The sequence below is a fragment of the Mucilaginibacter sp. GW822-FHT03E02 genome, from assembly GCF_058801545.1.
Genome location: NZ_JBXANJ010000002.1, coordinates 363,664 through 379,619 on the forward strand (window position 1 = coordinate 363,664; position 15,956 = coordinate 379,619).

At 45.7% G+C, this 15,956-nt stretch carries 10 protein-coding genes; 1 reads left to right on the forward strand and 9 read right to left on the reverse strand.

Annotation, left to right across the window (positions count from 1 at the left end):
- Positions 1–260: 260 nt before the first annotated feature.
- The 5 genes from AC1RM2_RS28395 to AC1RM2_RS28415 all read right to left on the reverse strand — a co-directional run bounded on the left by AC1RM2_RS28395 (position 261) and on the right by AC1RM2_RS28415 (position 8,198).
- Positions 261–2,405: a DUF5703 domain-containing protein gene (locus tag AC1RM2_RS28395; RefSeq protein ID WP_492988530.1), complete on the reverse strand. Its 2,145-nt coding sequence runs from the start codon at positions 2,403–2,405 to the stop codon at positions 261–263.
- A gap of 180 nt (positions 2,406–2,585) precedes the next feature.
- Complete coding sequence (locus AC1RM2_RS28400; protein ID WP_492988531.1) at positions 2,586–3,560, reverse strand: YncE family protein; 975 nt, start codon at positions 3,558–3,560, stop codon at positions 2,586–2,588.
- A 374-nt stretch (positions 3,561–3,934) separates the two neighbouring features.
- The gene (locus tag AC1RM2_RS28405; protein ID WP_492988532.1) at positions 3,935–4,921 is read right to left on the reverse strand and encodes a 3-keto-disaccharide hydrolase; all 987 of its coding nucleotides are present in this window, start codon (positions 4,919–4,921) and stop codon (positions 3,935–3,937) included.
- 449 nt (positions 4,922–5,370) lie between these two features.
- Positions 5,371–6,546: a formylglycine-generating enzyme family protein gene (locus tag AC1RM2_RS28410; RefSeq protein ID WP_492988533.1), complete on the reverse strand. Its 1,176-nt coding sequence runs from the start codon at positions 6,544–6,546 to the stop codon at positions 5,371–5,373.
- A gap of 26 nt (positions 6,547–6,572) precedes the next feature.
- Complete coding sequence (locus tag AC1RM2_RS28415; protein WP_492988534.1) at positions 6,573–8,198, reverse strand: arylsulfatase; 1,626 nt, start codon at positions 8,196–8,198, stop codon at positions 6,573–6,575.
- A gap of 507 nt (positions 8,199–8,705) precedes the next feature.
- Here AC1RM2_RS28415 and AC1RM2_RS28420 point away from each other — a divergent pair.
- Positions 8,706–10,469 (forward strand): SMP-30/gluconolactonase/LRE family protein, encoded by a 1,764-nt coding sequence (locus AC1RM2_RS28420; protein ID WP_492988535.1) that lies wholly within the window; start codon positions 8,706–8,708, stop codon positions 10,467–10,469.
- Positions 10,470–10,502: 33 nt separating this feature from the next.
- Here the strand turns inward: AC1RM2_RS28420 and AC1RM2_RS28425 are convergent, their stop codons facing one another.
- From AC1RM2_RS28425 to AC1RM2_RS28440, 4 genes are all read right to left on the reverse strand, one after another.
- Positions 10,503–11,129, reverse strand: coding sequence for a M15 family metallopeptidase (locus tag AC1RM2_RS28425; RefSeq protein WP_492988536.1), 627 nt, complete (start codon positions 11,127–11,129; stop codon positions 10,503–10,505).
- Between the two features lie 191 nt (positions 11,130–11,320).
- Positions 11,321–12,463 (reverse strand): VWA domain-containing protein, encoded by a 1,143-nt coding sequence (locus tag AC1RM2_RS28430; RefSeq protein WP_492988537.1) that lies wholly within the window; start codon positions 12,461–12,463, stop codon positions 11,321–11,323.
- On the reverse strand, positions 12,453–14,714 hold the full coding sequence (locus AC1RM2_RS28435; RefSeq protein WP_492988538.1) for a DUF5682 family protein: 2,262 nt from the start codon (positions 14,712–14,714) through the stop codon (positions 12,453–12,455). The genes AC1RM2_RS28430 and AC1RM2_RS28435 overlap by 11 nt, the downstream gene beginning before the upstream one ends.
- A 155-nt stretch (positions 14,715–14,869) precedes the next feature.
- The gene (locus tag AC1RM2_RS28440) at positions 14,870–15,946 is read right to left on the reverse strand and encodes an ATP-binding protein (protein ID WP_492988539.1); all 1,077 of its coding nucleotides are present in this window, start codon (positions 15,944–15,946) and stop codon (positions 14,870–14,872) included.
- Positions 15,947–15,956 lie beyond the last annotated feature (10 nt).

Here is a 15,956-nt window from a genome sequence, read left to right on the forward strand (position 1 = left end):
TTACAATAAAAACCATACAGATTCAAGGAATATAACTTTATATAAGGCTATAATACCATTGAAATTTGGGCCAGATAACTGGCATAAATTTAACAAATAGCAATACTAATTTAACATCATTATTTGTCGGCTATTCAAGGCAGTCGGTACCCGGTTGTCTGTAAAATAAATTCAACAATAAGGGTGGGATTTGGCAGACTATGCGGGAGGTGTTTAAACCGAGGTTTATGCACACTTACAATAAATTTCATCCTGTTTTATTATTGTTTCGTCATATCAATTACATCGGTCATGCGGCTTTCAGGGGTAACTTTCAGGTTACTGAGCTTTCCATTTACAACCTTTCCTTCTACAGTTGTGTTATATGGCGCATTGAGCTTAAAATTGGCATCCCAACCAAGCGGCCAGGCAGGTAAAAGCATTATTTTTTTTCCATCAACCTGCATTAACATTTGCTGTAATCCGTTTTCAGCATTGCCGCCATTATCTTCATCGGGCATATAATCATTGGCTTTATCCCAAAATGCCGGAAATTTAAGGGTGGGGTCTTTACGTGTTAGGGCAAAACTCACATATTCTTTGGCCACATTGGCATCGCCTATCATGGCGGCCTGTATTGGGTCTTGCACCCAGCAACCTTTTGAGCGCTGTTTGCGTGTATTAAACGTATTTACGGCAACATCAAGATCCGGCTTTCCTAAGCCATAAATACGAAACGGGTATATGGCGTATAATTCTGGATTTTCACTGTTAAATGATTTTGCCGTTTGAGGCCCCGTGTAAGGCAGCAATACCTTTTTGTCGTTATTATTTGATATTGGTAGTAGCGGTAGCTCATCATAGAGTTTTTCCCATTGCGAAAGTGTCTTTTCATCTACCATACCGCCAGGTAATTTTATGATACGGCTAAGTACAGCATGCAGGCCGGCAATATCAGGTGCCGGGTTATGCACCTTCCAAAACATTTCTATTGCGTTGTCGGGATCAAGCAGCAATTTCCCTGTGCTATCGCGGCCAAAATGCTGATCAAAAAATTGCAACCCGGCAGTGGCAATGGGCAATAAAGTTTCCCTGGCGAATTTAGCATCGCCTGTGTATTCATAGTAGTCAAGCATCATCATGCTTAACTCCAATATGGGCGTAAAGTAATGATTGGTATAATTTGCTTTCACATCAGGTCCCATAAAATTCAGGCCACCCCAAAAAGGTGAGGTTTCTGCAAAATATGCGCCTCCATGATGATAATATTGCTGAACTTGAGCCGCATTCGCTGGCAAAATATTGGCATACATTTTAAAAAATGGTCGCATCATGTCAAAGTCGCCAGCCATAAGCCTTGGCCAGTACATGGGCCTGGTGTTTTGAAACCAATATTGTCCGCCCCACGCACGGAAATCGGCATTCTCATTTTTAGCAGGATTGTCTACCACGAAAATAGACCCATTGAATTTTATCGGATAGGCTCCCCTACCCGCGCATGCGGTAACAAAACGCTGCAAAACATAGCCTTGTGTAACATCGTATGCTTGTGCATCACCACTGATAAATACCCAGCTGCGTTGCCAAAATTGCTGCCACCATTGCTGGTGAGCCTGCCGCGTCTGTTCAATCTTTAATTTTTCAACCTGGCTCACTTTCTCTTCAAGATCAGATAGCCACTGATGGCCGCTGGTTGAAACCGATGTTAAGGGATAAATAGAGATCAGTTGTGATTTAACCTTTTTCCCTGACTGTAGCGTTACGTTGTCAATATTCGCGAGGCCTTTACCTTTAATAATCGCTCCAAAGGTAAGGTTGGCCAAATGAGCATCAGCAGTTGATGAATTATGATGATACCACGCAATTCGGCTTTTTTGATTGCTTAAGATGGTATCGGTTAAACCCGCCCGCCAGTTTTCGAGTTTCACTTTTAGTGTTGTTAATCCGGCGCTTTGCGTCTCCACTCTTATTACCGGGTTATTAGCGTCAACCCAAACGCGCAAGGTTACGGCCGAGCCGCCTTTTCCTTCCTGTATTACTATTTCTCCTGTTTTTAGCTTAAGCATTTGCTTAAAAATGGAGATATTGGCTAATGGATTGGGGGTTACAGATACCCTAATGGCACCCAGTTTCATCAACACACCGCCCTGTTTCATCCACTCATCTTTTTGGGCATCTAACTCGCCTCCCCAGGCATCGGTTTTGCTGATGTAGAAAACAAGGTCGCCATTCTTTTCGACCCAAAGGTTCAATCCAATATCCCCGTTTCCCAAAGGCATCGATTGGGCCGAACCCGGCCCTGGTGTATCCCAACTCACATTATATTTATCAAGCAACGTATCAGCAGGAAATTTCGGTTTGGCAAACCCTATAGCTATCGTAAAAATCAGGAGTATATTAGTTAGTATGAAGGCCTTCTTATTCATTGATTATCAATTATCAATACAAATAAAGCTACATAACTTAATAAACCATTAAAAAAGCATTAACAATGAATGCCTGGCTTATCCAGATTGCCCATCAGTAAAAATAAGTCAGCACGGTCAGTTTTTGATGCTGACATTCAGATTGTAATAAACAGTTGGAAAAGGCCACCGTAATAGCTACTACGGCCTTACCGCCCAGGCAAGTCCATCCGCCCCACGTATGTCGATATTCCTGCTTACTGCCAACGTTTTCAGGTTTATTACCGCCACATAATTATCACCGGTGCAGCCGATAAACGCGCGGGATCCGTCATCGTCTACCAGGATGCCTGCTGCACCGTGACCGGTATTCAAGCGCTTTAGTTCCTGGTGTGATGCCGCGTCATAAATAAACAAGTCACCGGTTCGCAGGCTTGTAATGAGCACCCGCTTGCCATCTGGTGTAAACTTAAGCCGGTTGGCCCCCAAAACTTTCGCGTCAATTTTACCTATTAGTTTTTTTGCAGCAATATCGATGATGGAAATGATGCCATCATCGGCACCGGCGGTCCAAATTTCACGGCCATCGGGAGACACATCAAATCCCTCGGAGCCTTTAGCCACCGGAATAACCGTTTGTACCCAGTCCTGGTGAGCCGGCGGCGTGAATCCCATTGGAGAAGGAGCAGGTTTGAGCAGGCTATCTATCAAAATACTGACGGTTCCCGCCGAAACGTTTGTAGTATAAACTTGTTTTCCGTTGCTGGTTACGTAAATCATATGTGTTCTATCCTGTCCCGTTCCCATAGCCCAATCGAATTTAGCTGTCGCGGGGTCATAGCGCCCAACAGCCTTAGTTCCCTCTGCCGTAAACCAAACCTTGCCATCGGCAAACGTGAGGCCGTGCGGCCCCATGAATGGCCTGGTATCAATGGCTGGCAAGGGCTTTTGTGACACCAGATCGACCACACTCAGTTCGTGCAAGCTTCCGCCGCCGTAGATTGAAACATAAGCTGTCTTGCCGTCGGCCGATGCTACAACCTCGTGCGGATCTGAACCAACGGGAACACGTGCGATAACCTTCAGGGTAACCGGGTCGATGATCGCCAGGATATGATCGGATTTTGATAATGCGAGGAGTGAACGCTGCGGCGTAGCCTGCGCTAAGCATTCCATTGCGGCAAAAACTAACGTAATGAATAAAAGACCTGCAGAAAATAACTTGACCGGGTTAAACTTTATAACTTTAAGAATTTGCTTATACCGAGGATTGTTCATACGATTCACAGATTAGATAAAAATTAGAGTTCGTTTATACGTGGTTTATCAAAGCCGATCATAAGCAATGATCGGCCAGAAAACAAATATACTTAACCTCAACTAAGCTTTCTGTGTTATTGGCTGATGAATCGACGATGGGCCTAAGACTACCGACTGTTGGTTGCTTTTCATAGACCAAGGCCGATATCAAATAGTACAAATAAAGTTGGGATTGAAACTACAAAGCCTTCCCGGTTTCGCGGAAAGGCTTTGTAGTTTATTTGGATTTCTTATTTGACAGGTGTTATAATAATATTCCTGTAATCTATCGGCCCATGATCGCCTTGTATCAAAATTGGGCCGGGTTCTCCTTCCTGGCTGTTAATTGCTCCGCCTGTTATTCCGGGTATCACCTGGTCGCATATTACCGTTTTTCCGTTGGCCACAATTGTTACCATTCTTCCAACCAATGTAACATCATAAGACTGCCACTCGCCTGGATTTTTCGCCATCATTTTATTTGGCGGCAGGAAACCATAAATTGAACTGAACTGGTTGTTTATAGGCTCAGGATCGCCGCTTTTTGTATCGATAACCTGCAATTCATACCTGCCCCTCAGGTAAACGCCGCTGTTGCTTCCCTGCGGATATCTAAATTCAATATGGAGTTTAAAATCAGTAAAAGTTTTATCAGTGATCAGGTTAGCTCCCGAATGCGGGCTTCTTAAAATTCCACCCTCGGCTATCCACTGATTTTTGCCGTCGGCATGCCAGCCCTTGGTATCTTTTCCGTTAAATAATTTCACAGGCGCAGCCCAAACAGGGCTTTTGGCCCTGATGAGCACCGGAGCACGCACACCGGTAAATTCATAGCTAACGCCATCGGTATAAATCATGGTGCCTTTTAGTTTATCGCCGCTCACTTCAAATTGAAAATCCATGTTGCGGGTTCCTTCTTCCCATTGTGGTGGAATAGAAAAGCTGTATTTACCATTATCGGGCTTAACTTCCGAAATCGGGCGCGCGCTTCCAAAAGCATACACGAAACGGCCGATTAAGGTATGGGTTCCGGATTTTTGCACCTCCAGCCAGGAGGGTAAACTTTTACCTGCTTTGGTTATAGTGATATCCCATCTGCCAATTACATCAGGGTCTTTTGTCGGCTCAGTGTCTCCTGCCGATGCATTAAACGCCGAAAAAACTAATAACAAAAGCATAATTTGCATCTGAAAAAAATGCCCAATTAACTTAGTGCCTAACATTGTACGGTTTTTCATACTTTACTTTAGCTATTTATAGGTTTAAAATTTTCGCTTGCTTGCGATGATGCTTGAAAGTTAGTTTTTTTATTTTTCTTTATCTAAATTATTTGATTTACACTCGGGAAAACGCATCTAATTGGGTTAACATAACTTAACACATTTCAGAAAAAATATTTATAAATATTTAATAATCAATATCTTATATTTTATCATGGTTAACACTAAACTGATGTATCCCGCAATTCAGGTGCATCCAATATTTGTGCCTGTTGTTGCCCCCTACTGGTGCCAAAGAGACTTTGGATAACCAGGATCACGCAACAAAAACAAGGTGTCGTTTGATGCTTATATCTTCCCGACGCCATAAGCTTATTCCGTTAACCGGAAAAGCCCAAATGAAAACTAATTCCATTCAGGTTTATCGTTTTAGCAGATAGGTTATTGGCGCTGTCTGCAGCTTAAATTTATTTATCAGCTACGCAACGAAAGCCCAGGTGCTCCATACCACTATCTTCGGTACTTTTCATACGGCGGGCAACACGGTAACCCGAACAGTAGCTATCGTTGCACAGGAATGATCCGCCACGGATTACTCTCTTAATTGCATAAGGCTCATCGGGATCAAAACTTTTTGCTGCTCCTGTTGGGTTTTTAACGCCCCCTGGCCTGTTAATTGTTTTGTAGTAATCGTTGTTATAATAGTCGGCACACCATTCCCAGGCGTTTCCCGCCATATCATATATGCCATAACCATTGGGTGCAAAGCTCGAAACAGGAGCTAAACCGTAAAATTTATCTTTAACGGTGTTTTTATCCGGAAAATGCCCTTGCCAGGTATTGGCTTTAGCTTTACCGGCATCAACGGGCTCGTTACCCCAGGGGTAAACATTGTTTGATAAGCCGCCACGCGCGGCCCACTCCCACTCGGCCTCGGTAGGTAAACGTTTTCCGGCCCATTTGCAATAAGCTACGGCATCGTACCAGGAGACGTGTACCACGGGGTAATTATCTTTCCCCTTGATATTACTTTTGGGGCCATGCGGATGTTTCCAATCTGCTCCCGTTTTCCAAACCCACCACTGGCTGTAATCATTCAGGTCAACAGGATGAGTTGGCGCGCTAAACACCAGCGATGCCGCTACCAGCAGGCTATCGGCTGGCTTGGCTGTTCCGGGAGGCAATTGCTTTTTCAGTTCGTTCCAATCTGGCTTTTTTTCGGCAGTAGTAACGTAATGCGTAGCTTTTACAAATTTGGTAAACCGCGCGTTGGTTACTTCGGTTGCATCCATCCAGAAACCATTTACGTTTACCTGGTGTTTTGGATATTCGTCGGGCATTGCCTGTTTATTATCGCCCCCCATCTGAAATGTACCTGCCTTAATAAAAACCATGCCTTCGTGACCTGCGCTTGCACCGGGCTTATCCAGTAATGCGGCCTGGTGACCGGCAAGCGAAGGAAAACGCGCCGGGATATTTGACTCGCAGCAGATGGCTTTTTTTGCCGGTAATGCCGGCTTAACAACAACGGCTGCGGCAACCGGTTTTGGTTTGCACGATGATGCCGAAATGCCAATTCCTAATATCATCAGGCCTAAGCCTGCGCTATATATTTGCCTGGTTTTTATTCTTAATTCCTTCATTACAGGCTCAGTTATTTTATGCACTTTTAATTTGCTTTAATATCCAGTATCGCTTTGGGTTTTATCAAATTAAAATCCAAAACCACATTATTTGCGTTTACCCACTGCAGGTATTCCAATGAAAGCTTTCGTACCACATCGGGGTTCTTTGCTGCCAGGTTATTAGTTTCTCCGCGATCGTTATCAATATCGTACAACTCCCATTGATTCACCGGGAACACTGATACCAATTTCCACTTACCTTCGCGGATGGCGCGATTACCCCATAACTCCCAAAACAGGGGTTTGTCCCGGTTCAGTTCCTCGCCCTTAAAAAACAACCCGGCAAGACTTTTACCAATCAACGGGTTGGTTTTGGTGCCGTTATAAACCACCGGGTATTTTGCCCCTGCCACATCGTAAAATGTAGGTGCCAGATCAATAAGGTGGGCGGTGCCTCTTTCAATTGTATTTGCCTTTATTTTACCGGGAAACCAGGCAATAAGCGGCGAACTCATACCACCTTCATAAAGGGCACCCTTAAATGAGCGTAACGGCGAGTTAGATACAAACGACCAATTTTTCCCCTGCGATTCAAACGAGCCGGATGTACCTACCGGGCCAATATTACGGGCCGCGTGTACCTTGCCATGTGCCACATCCTCGGCTGGCGCGCCATTATCTGATATAAATACAATGAGCGTATTATCGTCTTTTTTCAACTGTCTTAGCTTCTCAATTACTTTACCAACGTTTTGATCCATACGGTCAACCATGGCGGCGTAAACCTCCATTTTGGCTTTCCACAGCTGCTGCTCATCATAAGTGAGATTATCCCAGTTGGGTACTTCGGCATCCCGCACGGCAATCGGCTGGTTAGCATCGCGCAATCCTAAAGCTACCTGGCGGGCAAGACGTTCTTTACGCAGCGAATCCCAGCCAATGTTATACCGTCCCTTGTATTTGGCAATGTCCTCAGGCAAAGCTTGCAATGGCCAGTGTGGTGCGTTAAAAGTAAGGTATAAAAAGAACGGTTTTTTGGTTTTGCTTTGCTCATCCAAAAATTTAGTGGCATGATCGCCAATTTCATCCGTCATATAATAACTATCGTCGGGTTTGTGCCAGCGTTTGTTATCTTCTTCAATTATAACCGGGTATTTAGCCCCGGCAAGTGGCATATAGCCGGCATTAAAATAATTCGCGGCTCCGCCTATAATACCGAAGAAATGGTCGAATCCTCTTTGATTTGGCCAACTGGTACTATCGTTGCCCACGTGCCACTTGCCCGACATTAAAGTACTGTATCCATTTTGTTTGAGTACTTCGGCCAACGTTAACGATTCCTTATTCAGGTAGCCCTGGTAAGCCGGCAAACCCAGGTTTTGATCAAAATAACCAATTCCTGCCTTATGCTGATCCTGGCCCGTTAATATGGATGCCCGGGTTGGCGCACAGATGGCGTTATTGTAAAACTCCTTTAAGCGAAGACCCTGCGAAGCCAGCTTATCCAGGTTGGGCGTATGAATTTCAGAGCCATAGCTGCCCAGATCGGCATACCCCATATCGTCAACCACAATAAGGATGATATTTGGCTTTTTCTGCTGCGCTTGTACCCGCCAGATGCTCAGGCCAGTTAAAAAAAATACTATAAAAGCAACACTTAGTTTTTTCACTTATATGGTTAATTTGATGGTGATATGGTACCTATTCATAAATTGTTAGTTTGGCTACGCTACGCTTGGTTTTATGTAATTTTTGCTAAACACATTATTCAGATCATCAGTAGGTGATGTATTATCTTTTGGGGCTGCCATCAAACAATACCTGTAAATTTTATTTCAAATGAATATTTTGGGGGCTGCACACCTCTTCCAACGAAAGAAAATCAGCATCAAAAAAATAACAGGATCTGTTGCGGGATCAGCAACAACAACAATAACCGCACATGAATTGTCGCGGAGTAGCAGGAGAGAATTTATTGAACCCTATTCCAGGATTTAAAAAAGCATTCATGGTGGTGTTTTTACGTCGCAAATATAAAATTATTTCATTAAACTACTATTCCCATAGGAAATATATTTTATTCGGATTGGACAATCTCCTCAATCAGCCTCCCTTCATTTTCAATATCAATTTTATATATTTGAAAACCAATTACATAAACCTGAAATAAGCCCGCCATGAAACCAATAAAAGTATTACTTCTTTTTGTGTGTTTTATATCCAGCCTCACCGTTTCCGCACAGTCGCCGGCCGAAAATTATCCTGTTGATCCGGCATCAATTGATCAAACTGGCGTACCCAAGGGCGATATGATGGAATTTAAATTCGATAGCTCAAAGATATTCCCCGGCACCACGCGTAAATATTGGGTTTATGTGCCCGCCGCGTATGACGGCAAAAAACCGGCCTGCCTGTATGTAAACCAGGATGGTATCCAGTTTAAAGCCCCGGTTGTTTTTGATAACCTTATTTACAAAAAAGAAATGCCGGTAACTATCGCGGTGTTTATACAACCCGGCAGTATACCAGCCGAAGACGCCGACAACGCATTAAATCGTAACAACCGCAGCTACGAATATGATGGCTTGGGCGATAATTATATTAAATTTTTAATACAGGAATTACTCCCCGAAGTTGAGAAGCAAAAAACCAAAGACGGAAAACCCATCCTGCTTTCAAAAAAGGCCAATGACCGGGCTATAGGCGGATCAAGCAGCGGTGCGATAGCCGCCTTTAACGCAGCCTGGGAAAGACCAGACCAGTTTAGCCGGGTATTTAGCTCGATTGGTACTTATGTAGGTTTTCGTGGTGCCGAGCGGTTCCCTACCCTCATTCGCAAATTTGAGCCTAAACCAATCAGGGTATTTTTGCAGGACGGAACAAACGATTTGAATAACTACGTTGGCGACTGGTGGATAACTGCCCAGATGATGGAAAGAGCGTTGCAGTTTGCTGGTTACGAGGTTGAGCACGCCTGGGGCGATGGCGGACACAATGGAATCCATGCTACGGCCATATTTCCGCAAGCCATGCGTTTTTTATGGAAAGATTACCCAAAACCGGTTGCAAAAGGTCAGTCAAAAAATGCATTCACCAACACAATCATCATACCGGGCCAAGACTGGGAACTGGTTGGCGAAGGTTATGGTTTTGCCGAAGGAACCGGCGTTAATGCCGCGGGAGAGGTATTTTACCAGGATATCCCCAATGCTAAAACCTACAAAGTAGATTTGCAGGGGCACTTAACCCAACTAAAAATAGATTCAAAAAAAGCCAGCGGCACAGCCTTTGGCCACGATGGATCGCGTTATAATTCGGCAACCGCTACCAATCAAATTTTAAAATACGATGCTAATAATGTTGAAAGCGTGGTGGCTGATGGCATTAATGTAAACGACCTTACGGTAGCTAATAACGGCAATATTTATGTTACCGCCCCTAACGGCGCCGAAAAGCCAGGCAAAATTTACCTGGTAAAAACCAACGGGGAAAAGGTGGTAGTTGATGAAGGCCTCAAATTCCCTAACGGACTGGCCCTAAGCCCCGATCAAAAAGAGTTATATGTTGCCGAGAGTGCAAGCCATTGGGTATACGCTTACCAGGTTAAAGCCGATGGTACATTAACGGCCAAGCAGCGTTTTGGCTGGCTGCATGTACCCGATAATGCCGAAAACGCCTGGGCCGATGGTTTAAAATGCGACCGTAACAACCGTATTTATGCCGTCACCAAAATGGGCATCCAGGTTATGGACGAGATAGGCCGGGTAATTTCGATAATACCCGTACCCTTAGGAAATACCCCCGCCAATATTTGCTTTGGCGGGCCCAATTTTGATGTATTGTATGTTACCTGTCAGGATAAAGTTTACCGTCGCAAAGTGGGTGTACATGGGGCTAATTCGTTTGATAAACCGTTTAAAGCGGTTACGCCTAAAATTTGAACCAATGCTTGCCACCTGCCGGTAAAGTTTTTTTTAAATCTTAAATTTTTCCTCTACCGACCACTGATGAATAGTTCCGTCGGAAACTTCGAAATGCATTGTATCGTGGAAACTTATTCCCGAATACCAGCCTGCTTCGTTAAAAAGAGGCAGTAATACTTCAATATATTTAGGTATGGTTGAATGGGTATCGCCCAAAAAGTCCTGGGTAATTATCTTGAAATCAATAGCAGTACCCCAGGCATGATTACTGATTTGTGTTGACGGCGGGCCCTTTGGCGGCTTGCGGTAACGAACATTTAACATATTATATGCCGAGCTAAGAACACTTTTAAGATCATGGCCCGCAGCTTGTTCCTGACTAAAGGCTTTTTTAAGTATAGTATCAAGGCTTTGAACAGAAGGCTTAATGCCATTTGCAATTATTAAGGGGCTGATATTTAGGGTAGACGCAAGTTTTTTTACCAGTGGACTCGCTTTACTCGGCTGATCAACCGTGGTAAGGGGTAATTGGGGCGAACCGAGAACCGATATCATAGTTGCTTCCTGTGCCGAGCGCAACCCAACATTAATAGGGAGCAAGGTATGTAAATCAACAGGTTGCAGATACCAGGCTATATTTTTAGCCTGATCGGGGGTGATACTTGATTTCTTTGACATAAAATTAAGGTTTAAGTAATAATGAACACGCAGGAGTTGACTTTCAAATACTATATAAATATTTAAAAATCAATATTTTACATTCAGTATCTAAGGTAACTAAAGATTTGATTTATGGCAAACAATATTTAAAATAAAACTTTGCTTACCGCTGATAAAAATAGCCGGTATCATCGAACAGCATTAACAAATCATTTCTTTAACACCAGGTCTTCTTTAGCAGCCCACAAAGCTACATCCTGCTTAGTAAGCGCCGCCGCCATTAAATCGGGGAATTTATCAGGCGTGCAGGCAAAAACGGGTACACCCAAATCGGCCAGGAATTGAGCGTTCCGGTGGTCATAAGATGGTGCGCCATCATCGCTCAAAGCCAGCAGGACAACCAGCTGAACTCCCGAAGCCACAATTTCTACAGCTCGGCGGCGCATTTCGTTCACATTGCCGCCTTCGTAAAGGTCTGTTATTAAAACCATTACGGTATCGGCGGGTTTGGTTACTATTTGCTGGCAATAAGTTAGTGCAGCGTTGATATCGGTACCGCCACCCAACTGTACGCCGAACAATAGTTCAACCGGGTCGGTCAGTTCTTCGGTGAGGTCGGCAACGGCGGTATCAAACACTACCATTTTGGTTTTGATGGCGGGTATCGAGGCCATTACACTACCAAAAATCCCGGAATATACAACGGATGAACCCATTGATCCGCTTTGATCCAGGCACAGGATAACATCTTTTAACGACGATCTTTTACGCCCGTATCCTACCCTATTTTCGGGCACAATAGTCTTATATTCAGGTTGATAGTGTTTTAAGTTTTTGAGGATTGTGGCGCCCCAGTTAATTTCGCTGTGCCTTGGGCGGGTGTTGCGTACACTCCGGCTAAGGCTACCGCTGATGGCCTGGCGGGTTGGTTCGGCCAGTTTTTTTACCAGTTCGTCAACCACTTTGCGTACCACCTGGCGGGCGGTATCTTTGGTTTTATCGGGGATAACCCGGCTCAGTGTCATCAGGGTTGCTACGAGGTGAACATCGGGCTCGATGTTTTCGAGCATCTCTTTTTCAAACAACATCTGGGTGAGGTTCAGTCGTTTAAGCGCATCCTGCTGCATTACTTGTACAACACTGGAAGGGAAGAATGTACGGATATCGCCCAGCCAGCGGCTTACGTTTGGCGAAGAAGCCCCCAGTCCGCCGGTCTTGTCACTATCGTATAATGCCTCTAAGGTACGGTCGACTTTCAGGTCGGCTTCTTCCAGTTCAAAGCCGGTACCCTCCTGTTGGTGGCCGCCCAAAATGAGCCGCCATTTGCGTAAATGTTGTGGTTCAGTTTCCATTTTGGGTGTTGTTATTGCTGATGGATAAACCTAATAATTCCATAACCACCGGAATACCTTTCAATGCCCGTTGGGTATCCAATCCGGCATCGTTGGTTATCCGTTGTTGCACCGTTGATGCACCAAACTTCACCTTTTCTCCCAGCTTCCTCCGCTCGGGGCTCGTAAAGTTGGAAAATGTTCGGCGGAGCAGCGGCAGCACCTGCATAAATACATCATCCGTTAAGCCCGATACCCAGTTGTCTATCACCTGCCAAAGGTCCTGGTCAAGCAGCAACAAAGTTCCGCTGCCTTTCAAAAAACCTTCAAGCCAGGCGGCGGCTATATCGGGCGCAGTTGCCGATGACATGGCGTAACCGAAGTATTGCATCAGTTGTTCGCCCTCCAGTAACTTGCCATCGTTGAGCAGGCGGGTATTATAGCCGCCTATAACCGGCGAAGTGTTTTTATTACCGGCTATCACCCGCAAGGTTTGCTGCCAAAGCGCGGTGATCTCGCCATCCTGCAACAGGTTGATACCGTCGTTCAGTTTATAAAATAGTTCGAGCAGTTTTTGCGCAGCATCCTCGTCAATGGCTACGCAGGCACTGGGCAGGCTGATGCAAATGCGGGTAATAATACTGCTGATGATATTTAACACCATCGTAGCATCCGTTTTACGCACGTTGCCGTAACGGGCTACGGTGATAAGCCCCGGTACTACCTCCATCAGTTCGATCACATCTGCCGATGCGGCTGCCAGGTTGTTGAGCCGGGCAATCAGCGCCTCAATCGCCTCAGGCAATTCGGCGGGGATGCTTTTTTCAAGCAGGTCGCTGATTTCGTTGAGTTCTTTGGCTTCGGTGGCGCGGTTAAGTACACTGGCAGCGGTGGCTTCGGCAACGGTGTTGCCCAGGTTGCCCCGCTCGATGATATCTACCGAATAACCGGGATCCCATTGCAGGCGCCATTGTTCTTTAAAGGTGCCCTTGCCGGTGATATATTGCTGGCGGCCCCAGTCAATCCCTAACAACAACAGGCGGTGTAAAAATACACTGCGTTCCAGGTCGGTATCCTTACGCAGATCCAGGGTATAGTCTTTATAATCGGCAGTGGCCGGAAGCCGGAGTTTCTTTTGCAGTTTTTCGATATCTAACTGCAGCGGTGGCTTGGGGATATCCACGGGCACTTCGCCTATCTGGTGGCCAACAATCAGTTCTTCGTGCACCAGTTTCAGTAAGATACTTTCGCCGTTACATAATACGCTCAGGGTTGCCTCGTTTAGTTCTTCCAACCCTACCTTCGGCAGGCCACGTAGGGAGGCTAAGGAGCCTGCTAAACGCACCGCTTCAATAATATGGGCAACCGAGGTGTCCATCTGCTGTTTGCGGAACAATTGCGCCACATGGGCCATCCACAACGTACCGTCATCCTTAGGGTGGTGCCAAACGTGGTTGTACCATCCCGGCGAGTTGATGCCCGCGCCATAACCGCTGTTGAAGCTCAGCCGGTTAAATGTCCAGGGGATCCAGGTGCATTCGGTTTTTACTTTGGGCAGGCCTTTTAATAGTTCGTTATCTTCTTTTTGCGACGATTTGTCTTGCAGCGCGGGCACATGCCATGCTCCACAGATAACGGCGATGGTATGGAACATCTCCTTTTCGGCCTGGCGGATGGTGCGGCGCATATAAGCTTCGCGCAGTTGCTCCAGTTTCTTATCTTTTTGGGGCAGGCCTTCACGCAGGGCCTGCATGGCTTCGGCTACGGCATCAAATACTTCATCGTTGTTTGCGCGGTACTCAAACATCTGCTCCCACCATTTTTCATCGTCGGCAAAGCCGGCGGCATCCGATAAATAACTAATCGGCGCTTTATATATATTTTCCAAGGACTGCGCATCGGAGTTAACCGCATCCGGTTCAATATCCTGCCGGGCAACGGCACGCTCCTTCTCTATCAGCATCTGGTTCCCCGCAGGCAAATCCATAAACCGTACGTGGATATTATTCTTTTTAGCGTAAAGTATAGCCTGCCACTCCGGCGAAAAACTGGCAAAGGGATAAAATACCGACCGCCGCGAATCGTCTGGCTGAAAGCATAGCAAAGCCACGGGAGGCTTTAAACCCTCGTGCCCTACCCATTGCAGCAAGGCATCAGCTTCCGGCGGACCTTCAACCAACACAATATCCGGCTTAACCGATTCCAGGAACGCCTTTACATTCCGTGCCGAACCGGGGCCATGGTGCCTGATACCTAAAATACTTACTCCCATCTTTGAGCTATCAAATCAATGATATTAAATCAATAATTAATATCGAACACCGAATGTCCAATATTGAATAATGAATGAAAAACTTCGGTGTTGGACATTCATTATTCGATATTATTTACATTCCTCATTTTGTTATATCTCTTTTGGCCTTCGGCTTATAAGTCCCGGCAGGCGCGGTAAATATCGCTCCAGTCGTTGCGTGGTTTTACAACGGTTTCCAGATACTCCTGCCAAACCAACTTATCCTGCACCGGGTCTTTAATCACCGAACCGATGATGCTGGCAGCCAAATCGGCGGCTTTGATTTGCCCGTCGCCAAAATAGGCGGCCATGGATAAACCACTGTTCACTACCGAAATTGCTTCGGCTGTGCTTAACGTGCCCGATGGCACTTTAATTTTTGTTTTACCATCCAAAGTAACCCCGCTGCGCAATTCGCGGAAAATGGTCACTATCCTGCGGATCTCCTGCAAGGCCGGTGGCTCGGCAGGCATTTCCATTACTTTTTCAAAACTCTCAACCCGGCGGCGCACAATGTCAATTTCTTCTTCAATGGTATCGGGCAAGGGCAAAATCACTGTATTGAAGCGACGTTTTAGCGCGCTTGATAATTCGTTCACGCCTTTATCGCGGTTGTTGGCCGTGGCAATCACATTAAAACCTTTCACCGCCTGTACTTCCATGTTCAGTTCGGGTACGGGCAATGTTTTTTCGGACAGGATGGTGATGAGGGTATCCTGTACATCGGCGCCAATGCGCGTCAGCTCTTCCAAACGCACTATTTTACCGTCTTTCATGGCACGCATTACGGGTGTTTCAACCAATGCTTCTTCAGTAGGGCCTTGCGCTATCAGGCGGGCATAATTCCAGCCGTAACGTACAGATTCTTCGCTGGTACCGGCAGTTCCCTGTATTATAAGGGTCGAATCGCCGCTTACGCCTGCCGCCAAATGTTCGCTTACCCAACTTTTGGCCGTTCCGGGCAGGCCGTAAAGCAGCAGGGCGCGGTCGGTAGTTAGGGTTGCTACGGCAATTTCCATTAGGCGGCGGTTGCCGATGTATTTTGGCGATACCTCAAAACCGTTTTTCAGTTTGCCGCCCATCAGGTAGGTAACCACGGCTTGCGGCGATAACACCCAGTTTACGGGGCGCTTCTCCGAGTCCTGCTTTTTAATTTCTTCCAGTTCCTGTGCAAATAATTGCTCTGCATGCTGACGTAAAATCTGTGACATGTTAAATTAT